The sequence below is a fragment of the Streptomyces sp. NPDC001903 genome (assembly GCF_042891345.1).
Lineage (GTDB): Bacteria > Actinomycetota > Actinomycetes > Streptomycetales > Streptomycetaceae > Streptomyces.
In genome coordinates this window covers 53116-72918 of the sequence record NZ_JBIASZ010000006.1, presented here as the reverse complement: position 1 = coordinate 72918, position 19803 = coordinate 53116, and the positions used below count along the sequence as shown (strand labels likewise).

17 protein-coding genes are annotated in these 19803 nt (G+C 72.1%); 12 read left to right on the top strand and 5 right to left on the bottom strand.

Annotated features, from left to right (window positions below; translation table 11 throughout):
• Positions 1-51: 51 nt before the first annotated feature.
• On the top strand, positions 52-810 hold the full coding sequence (locus ACFYZS_RS15600) for a fibronectin type III domain-containing protein (RefSeq protein ID WP_389011848.1): 759 nt from the start codon (positions 52-54) through the stop codon (positions 808-810).
• A gap of 592 nt (positions 811-1402) precedes the next feature.
• The gene (locus ACFYZS_RS15595) at positions 1403-2044 is read left to right on the top strand and encodes a hypothetical protein (protein WP_389011845.1); all 642 of its coding nucleotides are present in this window, start codon (positions 1403-1405) and stop codon (positions 2042-2044) included.
• Positions 2045-2243: 199 nt separating this feature from the next.
• Here ACFYZS_RS15595 and ACFYZS_RS15590 read toward each other — a convergent pair whose 3' ends face one another.
• Positions 2244-3773 (bottom strand): FAD-binding oxidoreductase, encoded by a 1530-nt coding sequence (locus ACFYZS_RS15590; protein WP_389011842.1) that lies wholly within the window; start codon positions 3771-3773, stop codon positions 2244-2246.
• 235 nt (positions 3774-4008) lie between these two features.
• Between ACFYZS_RS15590 and ACFYZS_RS15585 the strand changes: the two genes are divergently transcribed.
• The 10 genes from ACFYZS_RS15585 to ACFYZS_RS15540 all read left to right on the top strand — a co-directional run bounded on the left by ACFYZS_RS15585 (position 4009) and on the right by ACFYZS_RS15540 (position 13248).
• The gene (locus tag ACFYZS_RS15585) at positions 4009-4698 is read left to right on the top strand and encodes a RibD family protein (RefSeq protein ID WP_389011840.1); all 690 of its coding nucleotides are present in this window, start codon (positions 4009-4011) and stop codon (positions 4696-4698) included.
• A complete protein-coding gene (locus ACFYZS_RS15580; RefSeq protein WP_389011838.1) occupies positions 4695-5168 on the top strand; it encodes a deaminase in 474 nt (157 codons plus the stop codon). The genes ACFYZS_RS15585 and ACFYZS_RS15580 overlap by 4 nt, the downstream gene beginning before the upstream one ends.
• Positions 5169-5255: 87 nt before the next feature.
• The gene (locus ACFYZS_RS15575) at positions 5256-5837 is read left to right on the top strand and encodes an NADPH-dependent FMN reductase (RefSeq protein WP_389011835.1); all 582 of its coding nucleotides are present in this window, start codon (positions 5256-5258) and stop codon (positions 5835-5837) included.
• A 67-nt stretch (positions 5838-5904) separates the two neighbouring features.
• Complete coding sequence (locus ACFYZS_RS15570) at positions 5905-7194, top strand: MFS transporter (RefSeq protein WP_389011832.1); 1290 nt, start codon at positions 5905-5907, stop codon at positions 7192-7194.
• 108 nt (positions 7195-7302) lie between these two features.
• Complete coding sequence (locus tag ACFYZS_RS15565) at positions 7303-7917, top strand: NAD(P)H-dependent oxidoreductase (RefSeq protein ID WP_389011829.1); 615 nt, start codon at positions 7303-7305, stop codon at positions 7915-7917.
• A complete protein-coding gene (locus ACFYZS_RS15560; RefSeq protein WP_389011827.1) occupies positions 7914-8717 on the top strand; it encodes an arylamine N-acetyltransferase in 804 nt (267 codons plus the stop codon). Before ACFYZS_RS15565 ends, ACFYZS_RS15560 begins: the two co-directional genes overlap by 4 nt.
• Before the next feature lie 128 nt (positions 8718-8845).
• Positions 8846-9241, top strand: coding sequence for a YybH family protein (locus ACFYZS_RS15555; protein ID WP_389011824.1), 396 nt, complete (start codon positions 8846-8848; stop codon positions 9239-9241).
• A gap of 31 nt (positions 9242-9272) precedes the next feature.
• Positions 9273-9917, top strand: coding sequence for an NAD(P)H-dependent oxidoreductase (locus tag ACFYZS_RS15550; protein ID WP_389011822.1), 645 nt, complete (start codon positions 9273-9275; stop codon positions 9915-9917).
• Between the two features lie 193 nt (positions 9918-10110).
• Complete coding sequence (locus tag ACFYZS_RS15545; RefSeq protein WP_389011820.1) at positions 10111-11691, top strand: class I adenylate-forming enzyme family protein; 1581 nt, start codon at positions 10111-10113, stop codon at positions 11689-11691.
• Between the two features lie 96 nt (positions 11692-11787).
• Positions 11788-13248, top strand: a complete 1461-nt coding sequence (locus tag ACFYZS_RS15540) for an MFS transporter (protein WP_389011817.1) — start codon at positions 11788-11790, stop codon at positions 13246-13248.
• A gap of 190 nt (positions 13249-13438) precedes the next feature.
• Here ACFYZS_RS15540 and ACFYZS_RS15535 read toward each other — a convergent pair whose 3' ends face one another.
• Genes ACFYZS_RS15535 through ACFYZS_RS15520 form a run of 4 tightly spaced genes read right to left on the bottom strand, consistent with a single transcriptional unit; the run spans position 13439 to position 19800 of the window.
• On the bottom strand, positions 13439-14650 hold the full coding sequence (locus ACFYZS_RS15535) for an NAD(P)/FAD-dependent oxidoreductase (RefSeq protein ID WP_389011814.1): 1212 nt from the start codon (positions 14648-14650) through the stop codon (positions 13439-13441).
• Positions 14651-14688: 38 nt separating this feature from the next.
• Positions 14689-16137, bottom strand: a complete 1449-nt coding sequence (locus tag ACFYZS_RS15530; protein WP_389011811.1) for an FAD-dependent oxidoreductase — start codon at positions 16135-16137, stop codon at positions 14689-14691.
• Complete coding sequence (locus tag ACFYZS_RS15525; protein WP_389011808.1) at positions 16134-18386, bottom strand: molybdopterin oxidoreductase family protein; 2253 nt, start codon at positions 18384-18386, stop codon at positions 16134-16136. Before ACFYZS_RS15525 ends, ACFYZS_RS15530 begins: the two co-directional genes overlap by 4 nt.
• A complete protein-coding gene (locus ACFYZS_RS15520; RefSeq protein WP_389011806.1) occupies positions 18379-19800 on the bottom strand; it encodes an MFS transporter in 1422 nt (473 codons plus the stop codon). The genes ACFYZS_RS15525 and ACFYZS_RS15520 overlap by 8 nt, the downstream gene beginning before the upstream one ends.
• Positions 19801-19803: the final 3 nt, after the last annotated feature.

Genomic DNA, 19803 nt, shown 5'->3' with positions numbered 1-19803 from the left:
CCTATGCGGCGATTGCGAGGTGTGGTGATGAGGATGCGACGTGCTGCGGCATTGGCGGCGATCGCGCCGGTCACCGTGTTGTGTGTGTGGACGGCTCCGCCCGCTGCTGCGGCCAGTACGCACACGATCACCATGACCGGGACACTGACCGTTTCGGACGCGCCCAGTCTCGGGTCGGGCAGGACCACGAGGAGCACCCCGTTCACCAGGGTGGTCAAGCTGAGTCACGACAAGCCGAGCGACACGTTGACGGCATCGGCGTGCGTGGGTGGTGAGACCCGGGGCGAGGTGAGCGTCGCGGTGAACCTCAGGTCCGACGAGTTGGTCGTGGTCAATCCGACGCTGAAGATCTTCGAAGGGTCTGACTGCCTCTCCAACGACCTCGACGGGACGGTCCGGTTGATCCAGCAAGGGCTCATGCCGGGCAAGAGCCTGGTCGGCTTTCAGATGAACGTGGAGAACGGCGAGGCCGGTTCCGACGACTACGCGCGGGTGAACTTCGACCTGAAGCACGTGGGCGGCAAGGGAATCGGCATCGGCAGGCCTGCCGAGCCGTCGAACGTCGTCGCCACGAGGGACCCCGCCGACCCGACCCGCGTGAACCTGGAGTGGTCCGACCAGGCGACCGACGAGACGCACTATGCGATCTTCAACAGCACCCTCCGGCAGGCCAAGGGCGCTCCGAAGGACGCCACGTCGTTCGTCTGGACCGGGCTGCCGCTGGGCAAGCAGTGCTTCCAGGTACAGGCGGTCAACGCCATGGGCGCGTCGGACTTCACTCCGGTGAACCCGAAGACCGAGTGCGTCTGAGCCGACCCGCTGTCGCGCTCCGGGGGACATGTCGGCCGGTCGTGGGCGGCTTGTGTCCAGCCCAAGACGGTCGTCGGACGCTGGGCCGAGTGGAGCGCGCAGCGATCTGGGGGCGCCCCCGGTCATGGCCGGGGATGGTTGCCCTGGTGAGGGGGATGTGGCTGAACCGGGTGGTGCGGTCCGCATCCCTGACGCACCTCTGGGCCTGACCGTCCCCCCTGACCGTCCTTCGGGGGCTTCCCGACAGTCTTATGGCATTCCGGGGCGGGCCGGGCAGTCAAGGGTGGCCGAAGGCCATCGCGAAGCGACGCGACCGCAGGGAGCGCCCTTGACGGACCGGACCGACACGGAAGGACAGTGGACTGTCGGGAAACCCCCGCACCACTCCCGACCCCGCCCGGCCGGAGCCCCCGCCCAGCCGACCCCGCCCAACAGACCGGCCGCGCCGATCAAGCCGTTTGCCCGCACGTCCGCAGCCGTGGAGGCTGTGGGGAGCAAACATACGTACGGGGGGATTGTGGTGACCGCATACCGAAGCGGGCCGGGGCGGTGGACGGGTGCATCATTGGCCGTCCTGTCGGTGATACCGGCGTTGATCAGCTGGTCCCTCTTCACCGGGGCGCTGCCCGACGACATCCGGCGGTACGAGGACTACGCCGCCGCCCCGCCGTGTGGCTACAGCGCCGACGACTGCGTCCGCGAACTCCCCCTCACCGTCGACCACACCGTGGTCAAGAAGGGCCGCAGCGGCAAGTTCGAGGCGACGCTCTCCGACCAGGACAGCCGGAAGCTCGTCGTGCTCTTCGGTGACCCCGGGCCGGTGCTCGCGCGGCTGGAGCCCGGTGATCGGGTGACCGCCACCGTGTGGCGCGGCCGGGTCATGACCGTCGCCAAGGAGGACGTCCGGCAGAGCTCCGCCGACGAGCCCCGCGACGAGGCCCAGATGACCGCCGGCCTCGCCACCTTCGCGGGCCTGCTCGCGGCCCTCGGGCTCGGTTTCGCGGTCGCGCTGCTCGCCGGGCTCGGCGGGCGGGAGCCGTGGACCTGGCGCTCGCTGGGGATGCCCCTGCTCATCGGCTCGGCGCTCACCTGCCTCGCCGTGGCGGTGCCTGCCCTGCTGATCGGGCTGCCCTGGTGGGTCGTGCCCGGGGTCGCGGTGCCGTTCGTGGCGTACGCCGCCTTCCGGCTCCACCGGTACCGGCTGCGGCGACGGGTCGGCCAGCCCGCGGAGTGACAGATTCCTCTCCCGTTCCGTGAACCCCCGCCCCGCCCCTGCCTACGCTCCCCGGCATGGGTAGCAACGGGAAACCGAGGTGGTGGCGGGTCTGGGCACGGGTCTGGCGGGCCGGGCCACCGGCCGGGTCGGCGCGCGTCTGGCCGCTGCGCTGATCCGGCCGGGGTGCGGGGCGGCGACGCCCCGCACCGTCGCTGCGTCAGTCGATGCCCTGCGCGAAGCGGAAGAAGCGGTTCGGGTCGTAGGTGCGCTTGACCGACCGGAGGCGGGTGTAGTTCCGGCCGTAGTAGGCCTCGCGCCAGTTCGTCAGCGCCGGGTCCATGTAGTTCTGGTACGACTGGTGCAGCGAGGCCGAGAAGGGCTCCACGGTGTTGAAGCCGTTGTCCACCCAGGCCTGGCCCCGGTCCTTGTCCTCCTGCGTGAGGTTCGGGTTGGTCAGGCCCACCGAGTAGCCGGCGTTGAAGAGCGAGTCGCGGTGCACGAAGGCCGTGGCCGTCGGGGCGATGTCGTTGACCTTGCCCGCGTAGGCGAAGAGGCCCAGGAAGCGGAACTGTCCCGGACGGAAGTCTGCCGTGAAGGCCGCCACCGCCGCCTCGGCGTTGGCGCGGCTCCAGCCGCGGGCGAAGAAGTTGTTCCGGCCGAGGGAGTAGTTGTCGCGCGACAGCTGGGCCTCGGGCGAGTAGCCGATCCGGTGGCACTCGTTCACCGTCTTGGTCCCGCAGCCGAAGACGTTCATCATCGCGTCCCGGTACGGCAGTTCGCTGACCGTGCGCGAGGTGGTGGGCCGGCCGGCGGCCGCGACGAGCTGGTCGAGGACCCGGTCGGCGTCGGCCTTCGGGCCGGCGTAGCCGCCGGTGAGGACGACGTACGGCTCGGTGCCCTGCGGGGCGTCGGTGGAGAGCAGGAACAAGAGCTCCGAGGAGAGCTCGCGGGGTGCGGTGGCGATCCAGTCCTGCCAGGCCAGGATCACCTGGACGGCGTCCGACCAGGCGAAGTTGAGGTTGTACGTGGTGAGCGAGGGGATCTGGACCGGCTGCACCTCGAAGTCGGTCACGACGCCGAAGTTGCCGCCGCCACCGCCGCGCAGGGCCCAGTACAGGTCCGGGTTCTCGTTCTCCGAGGCCCGGACGGTGCGCCCGTTGGCCAGGACGACCCGGGCCGAGACCAGCCGGTCGGCGCCCATGCCGAACTTGCGGGTGGCGTAGCCGAGGCCGCCGCCCTGGAGCCAGCCGCCGACCGCGACGGTGGGACAGGTGCCGGCCGCCACCTGGATGTTGTACGGGGCGAGGGAGTTGAGGACGTCGACGCCCTGGCTGCCCGGGCCCAGGTGGACGGTGTCGCCGGGGCGGACGTGGTTCAGCTTCGAGACGTCGATGACCAGGCCCGGGGTGGTGGAGTAGCCGGCCTGGCTGTGGCCGCCGCTGCGCACCGCGGGGGCGAGTCCGTAGTCCTGGGCGAAGCGGATGCACGCGGCCACGTCGGCCTCGTTGGTGCAGTAGGCGATGGCCTGCGGGTGGATCGCGTCGAACTGGGCCAGCTGCAGCTGCTTGGCCGTGTCGTACGTCGCGTCGCCGGGCAGGACGAGGCGGCCGGACAGCCGGCCCTGCAAGGTCTTCCACGGGGTGGCGCCGGCCGCCTGCGCCAGCATCAGGCCACCGGTTCCGGCGGTCAGTGCGGCGGCCGCCCCGACGCTGGCACCGGCGCGTATGAGCGAGCGTCTGCTGAGCACGTGAACCACACTCCGTTCAGTCCTGGCACCCAGGACAAGGCTTTCGGTCGAGTGCGTGCAGCCTCGGTCAGGAACGCAGGGTTCCCGCCACACCTATCCGGAATCCGTCAGTACCCGGCGGTGGGCCGGCGCCGAGCTGACGGACTCGGCCGGCGGCCCGCAGGTTGGCCGGGGGGCACCGCCTACGGTGACGCCCCGACCGCCGAGCAGGGCCACAGGGAGGGGTGACGTCCGCATGGGCAGTGCGCGCAGGCCGTACGTCCTGCTGTCCGCCGCGATGAGCGTGGACGGGCGGCTCGACGACGCGAGCCCCGCCCGGCTGCTGCTGTCCTCGCCGGAGGACTTCGACCGGGTGGACGCCGTACGCGCCTCCTGTGACGCGCTGTTGGTGGGCGCGAGCACCGTACGGAAGGACAATCCACGGCTGCTGGTGGGCGATCCGCGGCGGCGGGCCGCCCGGGTCGAGCGCGGCGAGCCCGCGGATCCGCTGAAGGTCACCGTCACCGCCTCGCCCCGGCTCGACCCGGGACTGCGCTTTTGGCACTGCGGTGGCGAGAAGCTGGTGTTCACGGTGGACGCGAGCGCCGGACCGCTGCGCGCGGCTCTCGGCACTCTCGCCGAGGTGGTGAGCACCGGGCCGGAGCTGGACTGGGCGTGCGTGCTCGACGTGCTCGGGCGGCGCGGTGTCCGGCGGCTGATGGTGGAGGGCGGCACGTCCGTGCACACGCAGCTGCTCGCCCTGGACCTGGCGGACGAGCTCCAGGTGGCCGTGGCCCCGCTGCTGGTGGGCCAGGAGGGCGCACCGCGGCTGGTGGGCGGGGCCGAGTTCCCGGGCGGGCCGGCCGCCCGGATGAGACTGCTGGACGCGCGGGTGGCGGGCGACGCCGTCGTACTGCGCTACGCGCCGAAGGAGCGTGCCCTGTGACCCCGCTGTACCTGTCGGACGAGGAGTGGATGCGCCGGGCGATCGGCCTGTCGCGGCTGTGTCCGCCCAGCCCGGGCGCGTACTCGGTGGGTGCGGTGCTCGTGGACGCCGCCGGGATGGAGCTGTCGTACGGGTACAGCCGCGAGGGCGACCCGACCGTGCACGCGGAGGAGTCGGCGCTGGCCAAGCTCGTGCCGGGTGATGACCGGCTGGCTGCGGCGACGCTCTACTCGACGCTGGAGCCGTGCTCGCAGCGGCGCTCCCGGCCGGATCCGTGTGCCCGTCTGGTGATCGGGGCCGGGGTGCGCCGGGTGGTCATCGCGTGGCGGGAGCCGGCGCTGTTCGTCGCGGCGTGCACGGGCGTGGCCGAGCTGCGCGCGGCCGGGGTCGAGGTCGTGGAGCTGGAGCGGCTGGCCGGGGAGGCCCGGAAGGCCAACGCGCACCTGTGGGCGGCCGGCCCCGGGAGTTGACGTACTCGCCCCTGCGGCGTTGTCCGCGCGGCTCGCGGCGCAAAAAGTGGGCACCGCTAGCTCGCACTCATCCGGAGGTATTTTTCAATGTCTGAGCCGCTCCGCGTCGCAGTCATCGTCGCAAGTGTCCGTGACGGCCGGTTCGGCCCGGTCATCGCGAACTGGTTCACCGGTGTCGCCCGTGAGCGGCAGAACCTGGACATCGACGTGATCGACCTGATCGACCACGACCTGCCGAACCGTCTGTCGCAGTCGCCGGACCTGGAGGTCCAGGCGCAGCTCTCCGCGGTTTCCCCGCGGCTGGCCGCCGCCGACGCGTTCGTCGTCGTCACCCCCGAGTACAACCACTCCTACCCGGCCTCGCTCAAGTCGCTGATCGACTGGCACACCACCGAGTGGCACGCCAAGCCGGTCGGCTTCGTGGGCTACGGCGGCCTCGCCGGCGGTATGCGCGCCGTCGAGCACCTGCGCCAGATCTTCGCCGAGACCCACTCGGTGACGGTCCGCGACACCGTCGGATTCCACGGTCCCTGGGGCCAGTTCGACGAGCAGGGCAACCTCATCGACCCGACCGAGGCGGAGGCCGCGGCCAAGACCCTCCTGGACTCGCTGGAGTGGTGGGGCACCGCGCTCAAGGACAAGAAGGCCCAGCAGCCGTACGGCAGCTGATCGCCGACCCGCCACCTCGCCCGGACCGGCCCACCCTCCCGGGGTGCACCGCAGCCCTGGAGGAACGATGAGCCTGCGCACGACCTCTCCCCAGCCCACCTCTTCACAGCGGGCCGTCCTGCGCGGCGGCGCGGACCGCCCCGCCTCACCCGAGGCGGGGCGGTCCGTCGCGCGCGTGGTGGCGGCCATCTCCCTGCTCGGGATGCTGGTGGTGGGCCAGCTGTACGTGGCGATCCCGCTGCTGCCCGACATCGGGCGGGCCTGGGGGGTGGACCAGGCCTCGGCCACCTGGGCCACCTCCGCGTACGCGGTGACGTACGCGATCATCTCGCTGTTCAGCGGGGCGCTGGCCCGGCGGTTCGGCACCCGGGCGGTGCTGGTGGCCGGGGTGAGCGCGCTGGCGGTGGTGACCGCCTGCGTGCCGCTGGCGGACTCGTTCGGTGTGGGGCTGGCGCTGCGGGCCGGGCAGGGATTGTTCGCCGGCGTGTACGTCCCGCTGGTGTACGCGTACCTGAACACGCACGTGCCGGCCTCGAAGCTGCCGACGGCGCTGACGATCGTCTCCGCCTGCATGGCGGGGACCATCGTCGCCGGTCAGGTGGAGTCGCAGCTGCTGGCCGCCGTCGTCGGATGGCGGGGCACGTTCTGGGTGACCGCGCCGCTGCTGCTGGCGGGTGCGCAGGTGTTGCGCCGGGTGCTGGCGCCGGTGGATCCCGCCTGGGCCAGGGGCGGCGCGGACGGCGCGTCCGCCGGGGGCGCCGCCTCGCGGGCGGCTCGCGGCGACACCCGGCGGATGTGGTTGCGGCTGCTGCCCCTGTACGTCGTCGGGATCACCTGCTCCAGCACCATGACGGCCATCTACACGAGCGTGCAGCTCTACGGGCCGGCCTCGCTGGTCGGTGACGGCCAGGCGATGCTGACGCTGCGGGCCACGGCGATTCCCGCGCTGGTGCTGGGCGTCCTGCTGTCGCCGCTGCTGGGCCGGATCCCGGCGCGGCCGCGCGGGGCCGGGGCGTTCGCCGTGGCGGCGGCGGGGATCTGCGGCGCCGGGCTGTTCGGCGGCACGGCCGCCGGGCTGGCCGGGGCGCTGTTCGTGTTCATGCTGGGCCTGGCGGCGATCGGTCCTGCCGTGGTGCAGGAGATCGGCGCGATCTCGGGCACGGCCCACGGGGTCATGGCGACGGCCCTGTACGGGTTCACGCTCAACATCGGCGGCGGGGTGGGAGCACAGATCCCGCTCGCGTTCGGCGAGGTCAGGGGCGTGGGGCTGTTCATGTCCGCGCTGCTGGGCGGCTGCGTGGTGCTGCTGGTGTCGACCGGCCGCCGCCGGCGACGTGCCGCGTACGTGACGGACTAGGACCGGCGCCCTCGATGGGGCGCCGGGCACGGAACAGGATCAACTCAAAGGCCCCGGCAGTCGAAACCGGAAACGAGCGGGGGCGGTCGAAAGGGAGTGCATCTCGTCATGACGAACATCGCTGTCATCTACTACTCGTCCACCGGCTCCACCTACAAGCTCGCCGAGGCCGCCGCCGCGGCGGCCGAGAAGGAGGGCGCGGAGGTCCGCCTGCTGCGGGTCGCCGAGATCGACCCGAACGGCGAGGCCGCGCGCCGCGACGGCGCCTCGGACTTCCAGAACGCCACCAAGGACGTCCCCGTGGTGACCCTCGCGGACCTGGAGTGGGCGGACGGCATCCTGATCGGCACCCCGGTGCACTTCGGTCTCGCCGCCCCGCAGCTGATGCACTTCATCAACTCCACGTCGAAGCTGTCGATCGAGGGGAAGCTGCTGAACAAGGCGGTGTCCGCCTTCGCGTCCGGCTCGGCGGCCCACGGCGGCCAGGTCTCCGCGATCCTCGCGCTGCACAACGCGATCACCCACTGGGGTTCGCTCATCGTCTCCACCGGTTCGACCGACCCGGTGCTGTACAAGCCGAAGAACGGCAACCCGTACGGCGCCTCCGCCGTGGTCGGCGGCAACCCGGGCCAGGTCCCGGAGGAGAACCTTGAGGCCGCGGCCTTCCAGGCGCGCCGTACGCTCGAGGTCGCCTCCGTGGTCAAGACCCTGGACGCCCGGTGATCGACAACGGGCTCGCCACGGCCTATCTGGCCCGGATCGGCGCCTCCCGCCCCGCGAAGGCCGACCTGGCGACGCTGGCCGAGCTGACCGAACGCCACGTGCTGACCGTGCCGTTCGAGAACCTCGACTACCACCTCGGCCAGGAGATCCACCTGGACGAGCGGGTCGTCGACAAGATCGTGCACCAGGGCCGCGGCGGTGCCTGCTACGAGGTGAACCCGGCCTTCGGGATGCTGCTGGAGGCGCTCGGCTTCCAGGTGGAGATCCTCTCGGCGCGGGTCCACCGGCCGGGCGGCCTCGGCGCTCCACTGGGCCACCTGATGCTGCGCGTGACCGTCGAGGGGTCGGCGTACCTGGTGGACGTGGGCTTCCGGCGCAACGCGCGCCGGCCGCTGCTGCTGGGCACCGAGGAGGTGCAGTACGACCCGCAGGGCGCCTTCGCCTTCGGAGCGGAGCAGCAGGGCGAGTTCGACCTGTTCCTGGACGGCGAGCCGATGTACCGGGTCGACGGCCGGGCGCGTGAGCTGGGCGAGTTCCGGCCTTCGCTGTGGTGGTTCCGCACCTGCCCGGACTCGCCGTTCATGCAGGACGTGTTCTGCTCGCTGCCGACGGTCGAGGGCCGGATCACGCTGAAGGGCCACACGCTGACCAAGCGGGTCCACGGCGAGTTCACCGTGGAGCACCTGGCCGACGACACCGAGGTGTTCGAGGCCTACCACAAGCACTTCGGAATGACGCTGGACCGGCTGCCCGACGAGCCGGTACGCCCCGAGGGCTCGACCGGCATCGCCGTCGAGTAGCCGCGGGCCCCCACCCGCGCGCCGTCTCCTCCACCCGCACCGCCGGATCCCCCCACTCCCCCCACGGTGTGCGCTCCACTTCCACCGCCTCCGCCAGGTACCTCCTTCCCCCCTCCCCAGGAGTCACCATGACCACACCCGTCACGGCACCGGCCGAACTTCCCAATGCGTTCCTGCGCGCTTTCAACGCCCGCGACCTGGAGGCGATCGACCGCCTCTTCGAGCCCGGGGCAGTACGCGTTCTCACCCCCGGCGAAGTCGTCACGGGCGAGGGCAGGCGCGATGCGACCCGCAGCTTCATGTCCCTCGGCATTCCGATGAAATTGACGGTGCGCCACTGCTACGAATACGACGACTTGGCGCTGCTGCTGTGTGACTATCTGATCAAGGGCGTCAAGCCGGACGGAACTTCCGTTCTCCACGAAGGCACGGCCACGGATGTGGTGCGCCGCGGCGCGGACGGTTCCTGGCGTTATGCCATTGACAACCCGCCGGGAACCGACCGCGAAAGCGCGAAGCCCTGAATCCCACAAGACAAGAGAGATTGAAGAGCCGATGACCAACGTCGCGATCGTCTACTACTCGGCCACCGGAAACATCCACAAGCTCGCGGTGGCCGCCGCCGAGGCCGCGGAGAAGGCCGGCGCGCAGGTCCGTCTGCGCCGGGTCGCCGAGATCCAGGAAGCCACCATCGCACCCAACTTCACCGAGTGGACCGAGGCCTTCCAGGAGCACGTCGGCGGCAGCAGCCGCGAGGTCGAGGTCGCCACGCAGGACGACCTCGACTGGGCCGACGCGGTCATCTGGGGCACCCCGGGCCGCTACGGCGCCATGGCCGGCCCGCTCAAGCACTTCATCGACCAGACCTTCGAGCTGCACGCCCGCGGCGGGCTGAAGAACAAGGCCATGTCCTCGTTCACGTCCACGGGCACCCAGCACGGCGGCCAGGAGTCGACCGTCCTGTCGCTGTCGAACGTCTTCTACCACTGGGGCGCGATCATCGTGCCCCCGGGCGTCACCGACCCGATCATGGTGGCGCCGAGCAACGGAAACCCGTACGGCGTGAGCGCCACGTCCGGGCTCCAGGCGGTCCCCGGGCTGCTCGCCCAGAACGTGACCGAGGACAACCTCAAGGCGGTCGGCTACCAGACCGTCCGCACCCTCCAGGTCGCCGAGGCCCTCAAGCAGGGGCTCAAGTAACAACACCCTCTGCAACCGGCAGGAACAGCAACGCACCGGCACCGGAAAGGCCCGTAGCGGGAGCATCCGCTACGGGTCTTTTTTCGCACACACCACAGTTGATTCACGCCATTTGGATGGCTCGATTCCGTCGAGCTGACACAGTCAAACAACCGCCATTGGGCCGGGGCATTCTTGGTGAGAACTTGAACACATGCTCCGGATTCCCAAGAACAAGACGCCGCTCTACCTCGGCCTGGTGGCCGAGGAGGCTGCCGCCCAGTTCGGCGCCAACACCATCACGCTCGACCGCACCATGGACGCCCTCCCCGAGGTCGGCCAGGTCCTGACGGTCGCCCAATTCGCCGACCTGATCGCCGAGATGGCAAACCGCCTGTGGGCCAGTGGTATCCGGCCCAGCGAACACGTCGTCATCCACAAGACCAACAACTTCGACATCACCCTCTTCGCGTGCGCCGCGGCCCGCATCGGCGCCGTCCCGGTGATGCTCTCCGCGCACCTCGACGGAGAGACCATCAACGCGCTGCTGCAGCGGCTGCCTTCCCCGACGCTGCTGACGGACGCCGCGAAGCTCACGGGCTCGCTGGCCGCCTCGCCGCTCGCCGAGCTCACCGCGCGGGTCATCTCGGTCACCGAGCCGGTCGAGGGCGCGATCTCGCTCTCCGACCTGGCCGGCGCCCCCGAGCGCACGGCGGTGACGCTGCACCCCGACTCGCACGCGATCATGACCCACACCTCGGGCACCACCGGCATCCCCAAGCTCGTGGTGCACTCGGCCCGTTCGATCGGTGCCCGCTACCGCTGGCAGAACATCCCCGTCAGCCTGCTGCGGCAGCGCGAGCCCATCTTGATGCACGTCTCCTACGTCCACTCGCGCATGTACCCGGGCATCGCGTCCATGATGCTGAACAACAAGCCGATGGTCTTCCTGGACGACGCCGAGCCGGCGAAGGTCGCGGACGCGATGGTCAAGTACCGTCCGGGCGTCTTCGAGACGCACCCGAACTCCTTCCTGGAGTGCGAGTCGATCCTCGACGACCCGCGCAAGCCCTTCAAGACGGTCCGCTTCTACAACTCGACCTTCGACGCCATCCACCCGGGCACGATGGACAAGTTCCTGCGGGCCTCGGAGCGCAAGAACCCCGTCTTCCTCCAGGTCTACGGCCAGAGCGAGTGCGGCCCGCTGGTCGGCCGCCCGTACACCCGCAAGACCGTCATGAAGGCCGACGGCCGCTGCCAGGGCTACTCCACGCCGGGCATCACCAAGTACCGCCTGGTGTCCCGCAACGGCAAGCCGGTCTCCCACGACAACCCCGGCTACATCGACGTGCAGACCGCGGGCCGCGCCCTGACCTACTACGGCGAGGCCGAGCGCTTCGAGAAGCAGCTCGACGGCGAGTGGTGGCGCGGCGGCGACATCGGCTACCGCACCAAGTGGGGCTGCCTGCACCTGCTGGACCGCGAGGTCGACCAGATCCCGACCATCCACTCCACCCTGGAGGTCGAGGACACCGTCCTGCACCGGCTGCCCGAGCTGACCGAGCTCATCATCGTGCCCGGCCCCGAGAAGGAGCCGGTGCCGGTCGTCTGCACCAAGGACGACGCGCCGCTGGACCTGGGCCGCTGGAAGCGCGCCATCGCCGACCAGTCCACGATGGCCGACCCCATCCAGATGAAGCTCGGCGAGCTGCCGCGCACGGCCACCGCCAAGATCAAGCGCCTCGAACTGGCCCGCCGGCTCGCCGACCAGGTGACCCACGACCTGGCCTCCTGAGCGGACGCGCACCCGACTCCACCGCACTCCACCGCACCGCACCGCACATCCGGCACCACACATCGACCCCCGACCCGACCCCGGGAGCTGTACACCATGTCAACGACCCAGAACCAGGAAGGCCGGCGCAAGCACCTCGGCCTCACCCTGGCGCTGCTCGCCTTCGCCCAGCTGATCATCTCCATCGACTACAACATCGTCTACGTGGCCCTGCCCGACATCGGCAGCGGACTCGGCTTCTCCGCCCAGACCCTGCAGTGGGTCGTCAGCGCCTACGCCGTCGCCTTCGGCGGGTTCCTGCTCCTCGGCGGCCGTGCCTGCGACCTGTTCGGCCCGCGCCGCATGTTCGTCCTGGGCCTCGCCCTCTACGCCGGCTCCTCCCTGCTCGGCGGCCTCGCCGGCAGCCCCGAGGTGCTGATCGCCGCCCGCGCGATCCAGGGCATCGGCGGCGCCTTCCTCTTCCCGGCCACCCTCACCCTGGTCTCCACCAGCTTCGCCGAGGGCAAGGAGCGCAACCGCGCCTTCGCCGTCTGGGGCACCGCCGGTGGTAGCGGCATGATCGTCGGCTCGCTGCTCGGCGGCGTGCTCACCCAGTCCCTCGGCTGGGAGTCCGTCTTCTACGTCAACGTGCCGCTGGCCGGCATCGCCGCACTGCTCGCCTTCCCGCTGATCAAGCCGGACGCCGCCCGCAACACCAGCCGCAGCTTCGACCTGCTGGGCGCCCTGACCTCCACGGTCGGCATCACCGCGATCGTCTTCGCCCTGGTCCAGGGTCCCGAGTCCGGCTGGGCCTCCTCCGAGGTCCTGAGCGCCCTCGCCCTCGGCGTGGTCCTGCTCATCGCCTTCTTCGTCATCGAGAAGAAGTCCTCGGACCCGCTGCTGCCGCTGACGCTCTTCAAGAACCGCAACCTCACCACCGCCGTGGGCGTGACCTTCTTCTACATGGCCACCTTCGGCACCCTGCTGTACTTCCTCACCGTCTACTTCCAGGGCGTCCACGGCTACAGCCCGCTGGAGACCGGCGTCGCCTTCCTCGTCCCGATGGTCGCCATCGCCATCGGCGCCCAGACGGCCGGTGGCCTCGCCACCAAGCACGGCATCCGCGCCATCATGGTCGGCGCCATGGTCATCGGTGTCATCGGCACCGCGATCGTCGGCATCACCATGGCCACCGACGCCTCGTACTGGGCCCTCGTCCCCGGCCTGATCATCATGGGCCTCGGCCAGGGCGCCGGCTACACCCTGATGTTCGGTGCCGCCGCCATCGGCGTCGCCCCCGAGGACCAGGGCATCGCCTCCGGTGTCGCCTCCACCACCCAGCAGATCGGTGGCGCCGTCGGCCTCGCCGTCCTGGTCGCCATCGCCAACTCCGGCCTGGAGGGCCAGACCGGTGAGGCGCTGCGCAGCGCCACCACCGACGGCATCCAGAAGGCGGTCTTCATCGCCGCCGCCGGCATCGTGATCACCGGCCTGATCGCCCTGGGCCTGAAGAAGCCCGAGCAGAAGGCGCAGACCGCGCCCGCCGCCGAGCGCGAGTCACAGACCGCCGGAGTCTGATCCGGCAGCTCCACGCAGCGCACGGCGAAGGCCCCTACCCCGCCGGGTAGGGGCCTTCGCCGTTGCCCGCCGTGCCGCCCTTCCACCGTGGCGCGCCGTGCCGCCGTCCCGCCGTGGCGTGGCCGGAAAAGCCGCTGGGGGGGTGTCCCCCGGTCGGGACACCCCCCAGCGGTCCGGGGCCGGACGGCGGCTACCCGCTCGCCAGCAAGGCCTCTGCGGAGTCGGGCAGTTCACGGCCGAGCAGGGACCGCAGCCGCGGGTAGGCGGCCGCGTCACCGGCGAGGATCCCTCCGAGCAGGCTGTCGCCCGCCGAGTCGAGGACGAGCTTGGCGTACACCTCCCCGCCCGCGGATTCCCGTACGAATTCCAGCGCGCCCGGGGTCTGCGCGTGGGCGTCGCCGAAGGAGGCGACGTCCACGCCCATCAGCTTGAGCTTCGTGGACATGTCGGCGCCCGGGAAGCGGGCCGGGCCCTCGTCGAGCAGCTGGGAGACGACGGCCTCCGCCATCCGGTAGCCGGGGGCCACCAGGCCGTAGCAGCGGCCCTCGACGGCCGCGCACTCGCCGACGGCCCAGACGTACGGGTCCGGGGTGCGGCAGTGGTCGTCGACGAGGAAGCCGCCCCGCTCGCCGCGCGGCAGGCCGGCCGGACCGGCCAGGGAGTCCTGGGGCCGCACCCCGGCGGAGAAGACCACGAGACCCGTCTCGATGGCCGTGCCGTCCGCGAAGACCAGGCGGGACACGCGTCCGTCGGCGCCCGCCTCGATGTGGCTGGTCGCCACGCCCAGATGGGTGGTGACGCCGAGCCCGGTGACGAGCCGGTCCAGGACCCGTCCGCCGCCCTCGTCGACCTGGACGGGCATCAGCCGCGGGGCCATCTCCACGACGTGCGGGGAAAGCCCCAGCAGCCGCAGGCCGTTGGCGGCCTCCAGCCCGAGGAGGCCGCCGCCGATCACCACTCCGGTGGTGGTGCGGGCGGCGGCCTCACGGATGGCGTCGAGGTCGTCGAGGGTGCGGTAGACGCAGGCGCCGGGCAGCTCGCGGCCGGGGACGGGCGGGACGAAGGGCACGGATCCGGTGGCCAGGACGAGTGCGTCGTAGGGGACGGGGGCGCCGTCCTCGAGGGTGACGGTGCGGTGCTCGCGGTCAATGCCGACGGCCCTGGTGGAGGTGTGGAGCTCCACCAGGGCGTCGTCGAACAGGGCCGGCTTCACCAGGCTCAGCTCGGCCGGGGTCTTGCCGTCGAGGGCGGACGAGAGCCTGACCCGGTCGTAGGCGGGGTGTCTCTCCTGTCCGAGGACCACCACCCGCCAGGTTCCGTGCCGGTCGCGGGAGCGGAGCTCCTCGACGAGGCGGTGGCCGGTCATTCCGTGTCCGATGACGACGAGGGTGCGGGTGGTCATACGGGTTTCCTTTGCGGGGTGAGGGCCTCCGCGCCGGGTCAACTGCCGGTCGTGGCAGCGGTGGTGGAGGCCAGGGCGGTGCAGACGGACTCCACCTGGCGGGCGCAGCCACCGCAGCCGGTGGTCGCGCGGGTGGCTTCGGCGAGCTCGGCGAGCCCTTGCGCCCCGGCGTGCCAGGCCCGGGTCAGGTCCTGATGGGTGACGTTGTTGCACAGGCAGATGACGGTTTCGGGCGTGATCTCGTCGGAGCCGGCCTTGGCCAGGCGGGGGGCGCGGCCCAGGAGCAGGCTGAGCCGGTCGCGCGGGACGGGCGCGTCGTGGACGTACAGCTCGGTCGTGGTGGCGATGGCGCGGTCGAAGCCGAGCAGGACGCCGGCGGTGATGCGTTCACCGGTCAGCTCAAGGCGCGCGTAGCGGCCGTTCGCCGGATCGTTGAGGGTGATCGTCTCCTCGCAGGGGGCGCGGCCCGGCATGCCGAGGACGACCAGACCGGGGCCCGCGATGCGGGGGCGCAGGACGCGGCGGGCGGGGGCCACGCCGCGGGCTCCGGAGGCGAGGTGGCGGGCCAGGGCCTCGGCCTGGGCCCAGCCGGAGGCCAGGGATCCGCCGCGGTTGCCGCGGTGTTCGGCGCAGTCGCCGAGGGCGTGGATGACGGGGTCGTCGGTGCGCATGCAGTCGTCGACGAGGATGCCGGTGCGCACGGCCAGTCCCGCGGTGCGGGCCAGCCCGGTCTCGGGCAGGACGCCCGTGCACAGCAGCAGGGTGTCGGCGGGCAGGGCGCTGCCGTCGGCGAGGGCGAGGGTGCCCGGGGCGTCGGGGGTGGCGGGGGTGTAGGCGGCGGCGGGGCTGCCGGCGACGAGCTCGACGCCGGCGGCGGTGAGCCGGTCGCGTACGAGGGCCCCCGCGGCCGCGTCGAGGAGGTGGTCCATCGGCCAGGGGCCGGGGTGGACGAGGGTGACGGGACGGTTCTTCAGGGCCAGCGCGAACGCGGCTTCGACGCCCAGGGATCCGGCGCCCAGGATGGTCACGGGCGTCCGGGCGGCCACGACGGCCGGGTCGGTGAGCCGGGCGCAGTCGGCGAGGGTGCGCAGGACGGCGACCCCGGCGGCCGGGCTGCCGTCGGGGGTGCGCAGGCCGGGCAGGTCGGGCAGGAGCGGGGTGGCTCCGGTGGCCAGGATCAGCCGGGCGTACGGGAAGACGTCCCCGTCCGCGGTGTGCACGCGGCGCCGGAGCCGGTCGATGCGGACGGCGCAGACGCCGGTGCGGATCGTGGTGTCGCCGGGCGGCGGGGGCAGTTCCATGGCCTCGATCGGCAGACTGCCGTCGAGGGCGGAAGTGAGCAGGGCCCGGTGGTAGGCGGGGGTGTCCTCGGCGCCCAGGACGGTGACGGGGTCCTCGCAGCCGAAGTGGCGCAGCCGGTCGAGGATCTGGTGGGCGGCCGGTCCGTTGCCTATGACGAGGAGCGGCGCGGTGGGGTGCGTGGTCATGGGCGGGCGTCCTGGAGGAGTGCGGGGCGGCCGGAGCCGGGGCCGGATGCGGTGGCGTGCACGGTGTCGGCGCCGCCCTCTTCGAAGCCGTCCTCCTCGACGTCCTCGTTCCCGGCGTCGGTCTCGGGGAACTCGAGATCGGCCGGTTCGATCCGGACCGCGCACACCTTGAACTCGGGCATGCGGCTGCGCGGGTCGAGGGCGTCGTTGGTGAGCAGGTTGGCCCGCCCGGCGCCGGGGAAGTGGAACGGCAGGAAGACGGTGTCGGCGCGCAGGGTGGGGTCCAGGCGGACCCGGGCGAGCGTGGTGCCGCGCGCCGAGCTGACCCGGGCGTGGCCGCCCTCGGTCAGGCCGGCCCGGGCGGCCGTGTCGGGATGCACCTCGACGTGCGCCTCGGGGGCGGCGGCCGCCAGCTGCGGCACCCGGCGGGTCTGCGCCCCGGACTGGTACTGGGCCAGGACCCGGCCGGTGGTGGCGTACAGCGGGTGCTCGGCGTGCGCCTCCTCGGCGGGCGGGCGGTGTTCCACCTCGGCGAAGCGGGCCCGGCCGTCGGGGTGGGCGAAGCGGTCGAGGAAGAGCCGCGGGGTGCCGGGGTGGGCGGCTTCGCCGTCGGGGGTCCGCGGGCAGGGCCAGTGCAGGGTCTCGCCCGCGTCGAGGCGGTCGTAGTCGATCCCCGAGTAGTCGGCCGGGCCGCCGCGCGAGGCGCGGCCCAACTCCTCGAAGACGGCCCTGGGTTCGGCCGGGTAGCGCTCGGGGAGGTCGCCCAGGCGGGTGGCGAGGGCGTGCAGGACGGCGAGGTCGGAGCGGGCGCCGGGCGGCGGGTCGAGCAGCCGGCGCCGGCGCAGGACGCGGCCTTCGAGGTTGGTCATGGTGCCCTCCTCCTCGGCCCACTGGGTGACGGGCAGCACCACGTCGGCCATGCGGGCGGTCTCGGAGGGCACGAAGTCGGCGACGACGAGCAGGTCCAGGGAGGCCATGCGTTCGGCGACGCGGTCGGCGCGCGGGGCGGAGACCACGGGGTTGGCGCCGAAGACGAGCAGGGCGCGCGGGCCGGTGTCGGTGCCGAGGGCGCTGAGGAGTTCGTAGGCGCTGCGGCCGGGGCCCGGGATGACCTCGGGGTCGACGCCCCAGACGCCCGCCACGTGCGCGCGGGCCGCCGGGTCGGTGATCATCCGGTAGCCGGGCAGCTGGTCGGCCTTCTGGCCGTGCTCGCGGCCGCCCTGGCCGTTGCCCTGGCCGGTGAGGCAGCCGTATCCGCTGCCCTCACGGCCGGGCAGGCCCAGGGCGAGCGCGAGGTTGATGAAGGCGGCGACGGTGTCGGTGCCCTTGCTGTGCTGTTCGGCGCCGCGTCCGGTGAGGACGTACGCCCGGTCGGCGGCGGCGAGCATCCGCACGGCCTCGCGCTGGTCGCTGACGGGTACGCCGGTGACCTTCTCGACGCGCTCGGGCCACCAGGAGGCGGCGCGCTTCCAGGCGGCTTCGAAGCCGTGGGTGCGGCCGTCCACGTACGCCCGGTCGGTGTGGCCGTCGACGACGAGGATGTGCATCAGGCCGAGGGCGAGGGCCAGGTCGGTGCCGGGGCGCGGCTGGAGGTGCAGGGCCGCGCGGGCGGCGGTGGGGGTGCGACGCGGGTCGATGACGATCAGCCGGGCGGCGCTGAGGTGGCGCATCAGCGGGGGCATCGTCTCGCCGGGGTTGGCCCCGGCGAGCAGGATCACGTCGGCGGCCGCGAGGTCGGTGACGGGGAAGGGCAGTCCGCGGTCCAGGCCGAAGGCGGCGTTCCCGGCGGCGGCGGCCGAGGACATGCAGAAGCGGCCGTTGTAGTCGATCTGGCTGGTGCCGAGGGCGAGGCGGGCGAACTTGCCGAGGAGGTAGGCCTTCTCGTTGGTGAGCCCGCCGCCGCCGAACACGCCAACGGCGTCGGGGCCGTGCTCGGCGCGGATCCGGGTCAGGCCGGCGGCCACCGTGTCGAGGGCGGTGTCCCAGTCGGTGGGGCGCAGCGTCCCTGCGGCGTCGCGGACCATCGGGGTCCGGATCCGGTCGGGGGTGGTGAGCAGGGCGGGGGCGGTCCAGCCCTTCTGGCACAGGCCGCCGCTGTTGACGGGGAACTCCGGGTCGGGCCGGACCTCGGCCCCGCCCGCCTGGTCTCCGCGGCTCAGCAGGGTGCCGCATTGCAGGGCGCAGTACGGGCAGTGCGTCCGTACGGTCCCGGACTCGGCGGCGCCGGCGGGCCCGGGCCGGTCAGACATGGACGTTCTCCGGGCGGGTGGCGGCAGCGGGGGCCGTCTGCCGCCTCTGCTGCTGCGCGGCCGGGGAGCCGGCCCGCTCGCGGCGTACGTACACCGTCCAGACGACGGCGGCGCAGATCGCGTAGTAGCCGAGGAAGGACAGGAAGGCGGGGGCGCCGTTGCTCGCGCCGCCGCTGTAGGCGCCGCGGAAGGCGAGGTTGATGGCGACTCCGCCGAGTGCGCCGATCGCGCCGGAGATGCCGATGGCGGCGCCTGCCAGGCGGCGGGCGGTGGCGAAGGACCGGGTGGCGTCCTGGCCCTCCACGATGCGGGCCTCGGCCTGGCGGGTGAAGGCGGCGGGGATCAGCTTGTAGGTGGAGCCGTTTCCGATGCCGCTGAGGACGAACAGGGCGGTGAATCCGGCGATGAAGATCGGCAGGGAGTCGCGTGCGGAGGCGAGGAGCAGCACCCCGGTGCCCGCGCCCATGCCGGCGAAGGTGATGAGGGTGATGCGGGCACCGCCGAACCGGTCGGCGAGCCAGCCGCCGAGCGGGCGGGAGAAGGAGCCGAGCAGCGGGCCGAGGAAGGTGTACGAGGCCGCCTCGAGCGGGGTGGAGCCGAACTGGGTCTGCAGGACCAGCCCGAAGGCGAATCCGTAGCCGATGAACGAGCCGAAGGTGCCGATGTAGAGGAGGGAGATGAGCCAGGTGTCGCGCTGGGCGAGGGCCTCGCGCTGGGCGCCCGGGTCGGTCCGTACGGTCGCGATGTTGTCCATCTTGAACGCGCAGACGAGGGAGACGAGCGCGATGAGCGGCAGGTAGAAGGCGGCGATGTACGCCGGGTGCGTGTCGCCCGCGGTGGAGATGACGAGCAGGCCCAGCAGCTGGACGGCGGCGACGCCGAGGTTGCCGCCGCCCGCGTTGAGTCCGAGGGCCCAGCCCTGGTGGCGGCGCGGGAAGAAGCCGGTGATGTTGGTCATCGAGGAGGCGAAGTTGCCGCCGCCGACCCCGCCGAGGGCGCTGATCAGCAGGAACACCCACAGCGGGGTGCCGGGGCGCTGGATGAAGACCACGGTGAGCGCGGCCGGCACCAGCAGGATCGCCGAGGCGAAGACGGTCCAGTTGCGGCCGCCGAAGCGGGTGACGGCGTAGCTGTACGAGGGGCGCAGGAGGGCGCCGACGAGCGTGGGGGTGACGACGAGGAGGAACTTCTCGTCGGGCGCGAAGCCGAGGCCGATCCCGGGCGCCATGAACAGCACCAGGACCGACCACATGCTCCAGATGGAGAAGCCGATGTGCTCGGAGACGACGGACAGGTAGAGGTTGCGCAGGGCGATGCGCTTGCCGCCCTGCTCCCAGTACTGCTCGTCCTCGGCGTCCCAGTCCTCGATCCAGCGCCCCTTGGCTGATCGCGCGGCTGTTCTCTCGGCACTCATGAC

What these genes read in the sequence shown, in the direction of transcription:
- ACFYZS_RS15520 (WP_389011806.1), bottom strand. Translation starts at nt 19,800, where the DNA reads ATGAGTGCCGAGAGAACAGCCGCGCGATCAGCCAAGGGGCGCTGGATC.
- ACFYZS_RS15570 (WP_389011832.1), top strand. Translation starts at nt 5,905, where the DNA reads ATGAGCCTGCGCACGACCTCTCCCCAGCCCACCTCTTCACAGCGGGCC.
- ACFYZS_RS15540 (WP_389011817.1), top strand. Translation starts at nt 11,788, where the DNA reads ATGTCAACGACCCAGAACCAGGAAGGCCGGCGCAAGCACCTCGGCCTC.
- ACFYZS_RS15550 (WP_389011822.1), top strand. Translation starts at nt 9,273, where the DNA reads ATGACCAACGTCGCGATCGTCTACTACTCGGCCACCGGAAACATCCAC.
- ACFYZS_RS15575 (WP_389011835.1), top strand. Translation starts at nt 5,256, where the DNA reads ATGTCTGAGCCGCTCCGCGTCGCAGTCATCGTCGCAAGTGTCCGTGAC.
- ACFYZS_RS15555 (WP_389011824.1), top strand. Translation starts at nt 8,846, where the DNA reads ATGACCACACCCGTCACGGCACCGGCCGAACTTCCCAATGCGTTCCTG.
- ACFYZS_RS15525 (WP_389011808.1), bottom strand. Translation starts at nt 18,386, where the DNA reads ATGTCTGACCGGCCCGGGCCCGCCGGCGCCGCCGAGTCCGGGACCGTA.
- ACFYZS_RS15565 (WP_389011829.1), top strand. Translation starts at nt 7,303, where the DNA reads ATGACGAACATCGCTGTCATCTACTACTCGTCCACCGGCTCCACCTAC.
- ACFYZS_RS15545 (WP_389011820.1), top strand. Translation starts at nt 10,111, where the DNA reads ATGCTCCGGATTCCCAAGAACAAGACGCCGCTCTACCTCGGCCTGGTG.
- ACFYZS_RS15530 (WP_389011811.1), bottom strand. Translation starts at nt 16,137, where the DNA reads ATGACCACGCACCCCACCGCGCCGCTCCTCGTCATAGGCAACGGACCG.
- ACFYZS_RS15585 (WP_389011840.1), top strand. Translation starts at nt 4,009, where the DNA reads ATGGGCAGTGCGCGCAGGCCGTACGTCCTGCTGTCCGCCGCGATGAGC.
- ACFYZS_RS15535 (WP_389011814.1), bottom strand. Translation starts at nt 14,650, where the DNA reads ATGACCACCCGCACCCTCGTCGTCATCGGACACGGAATGACCGGCCAC.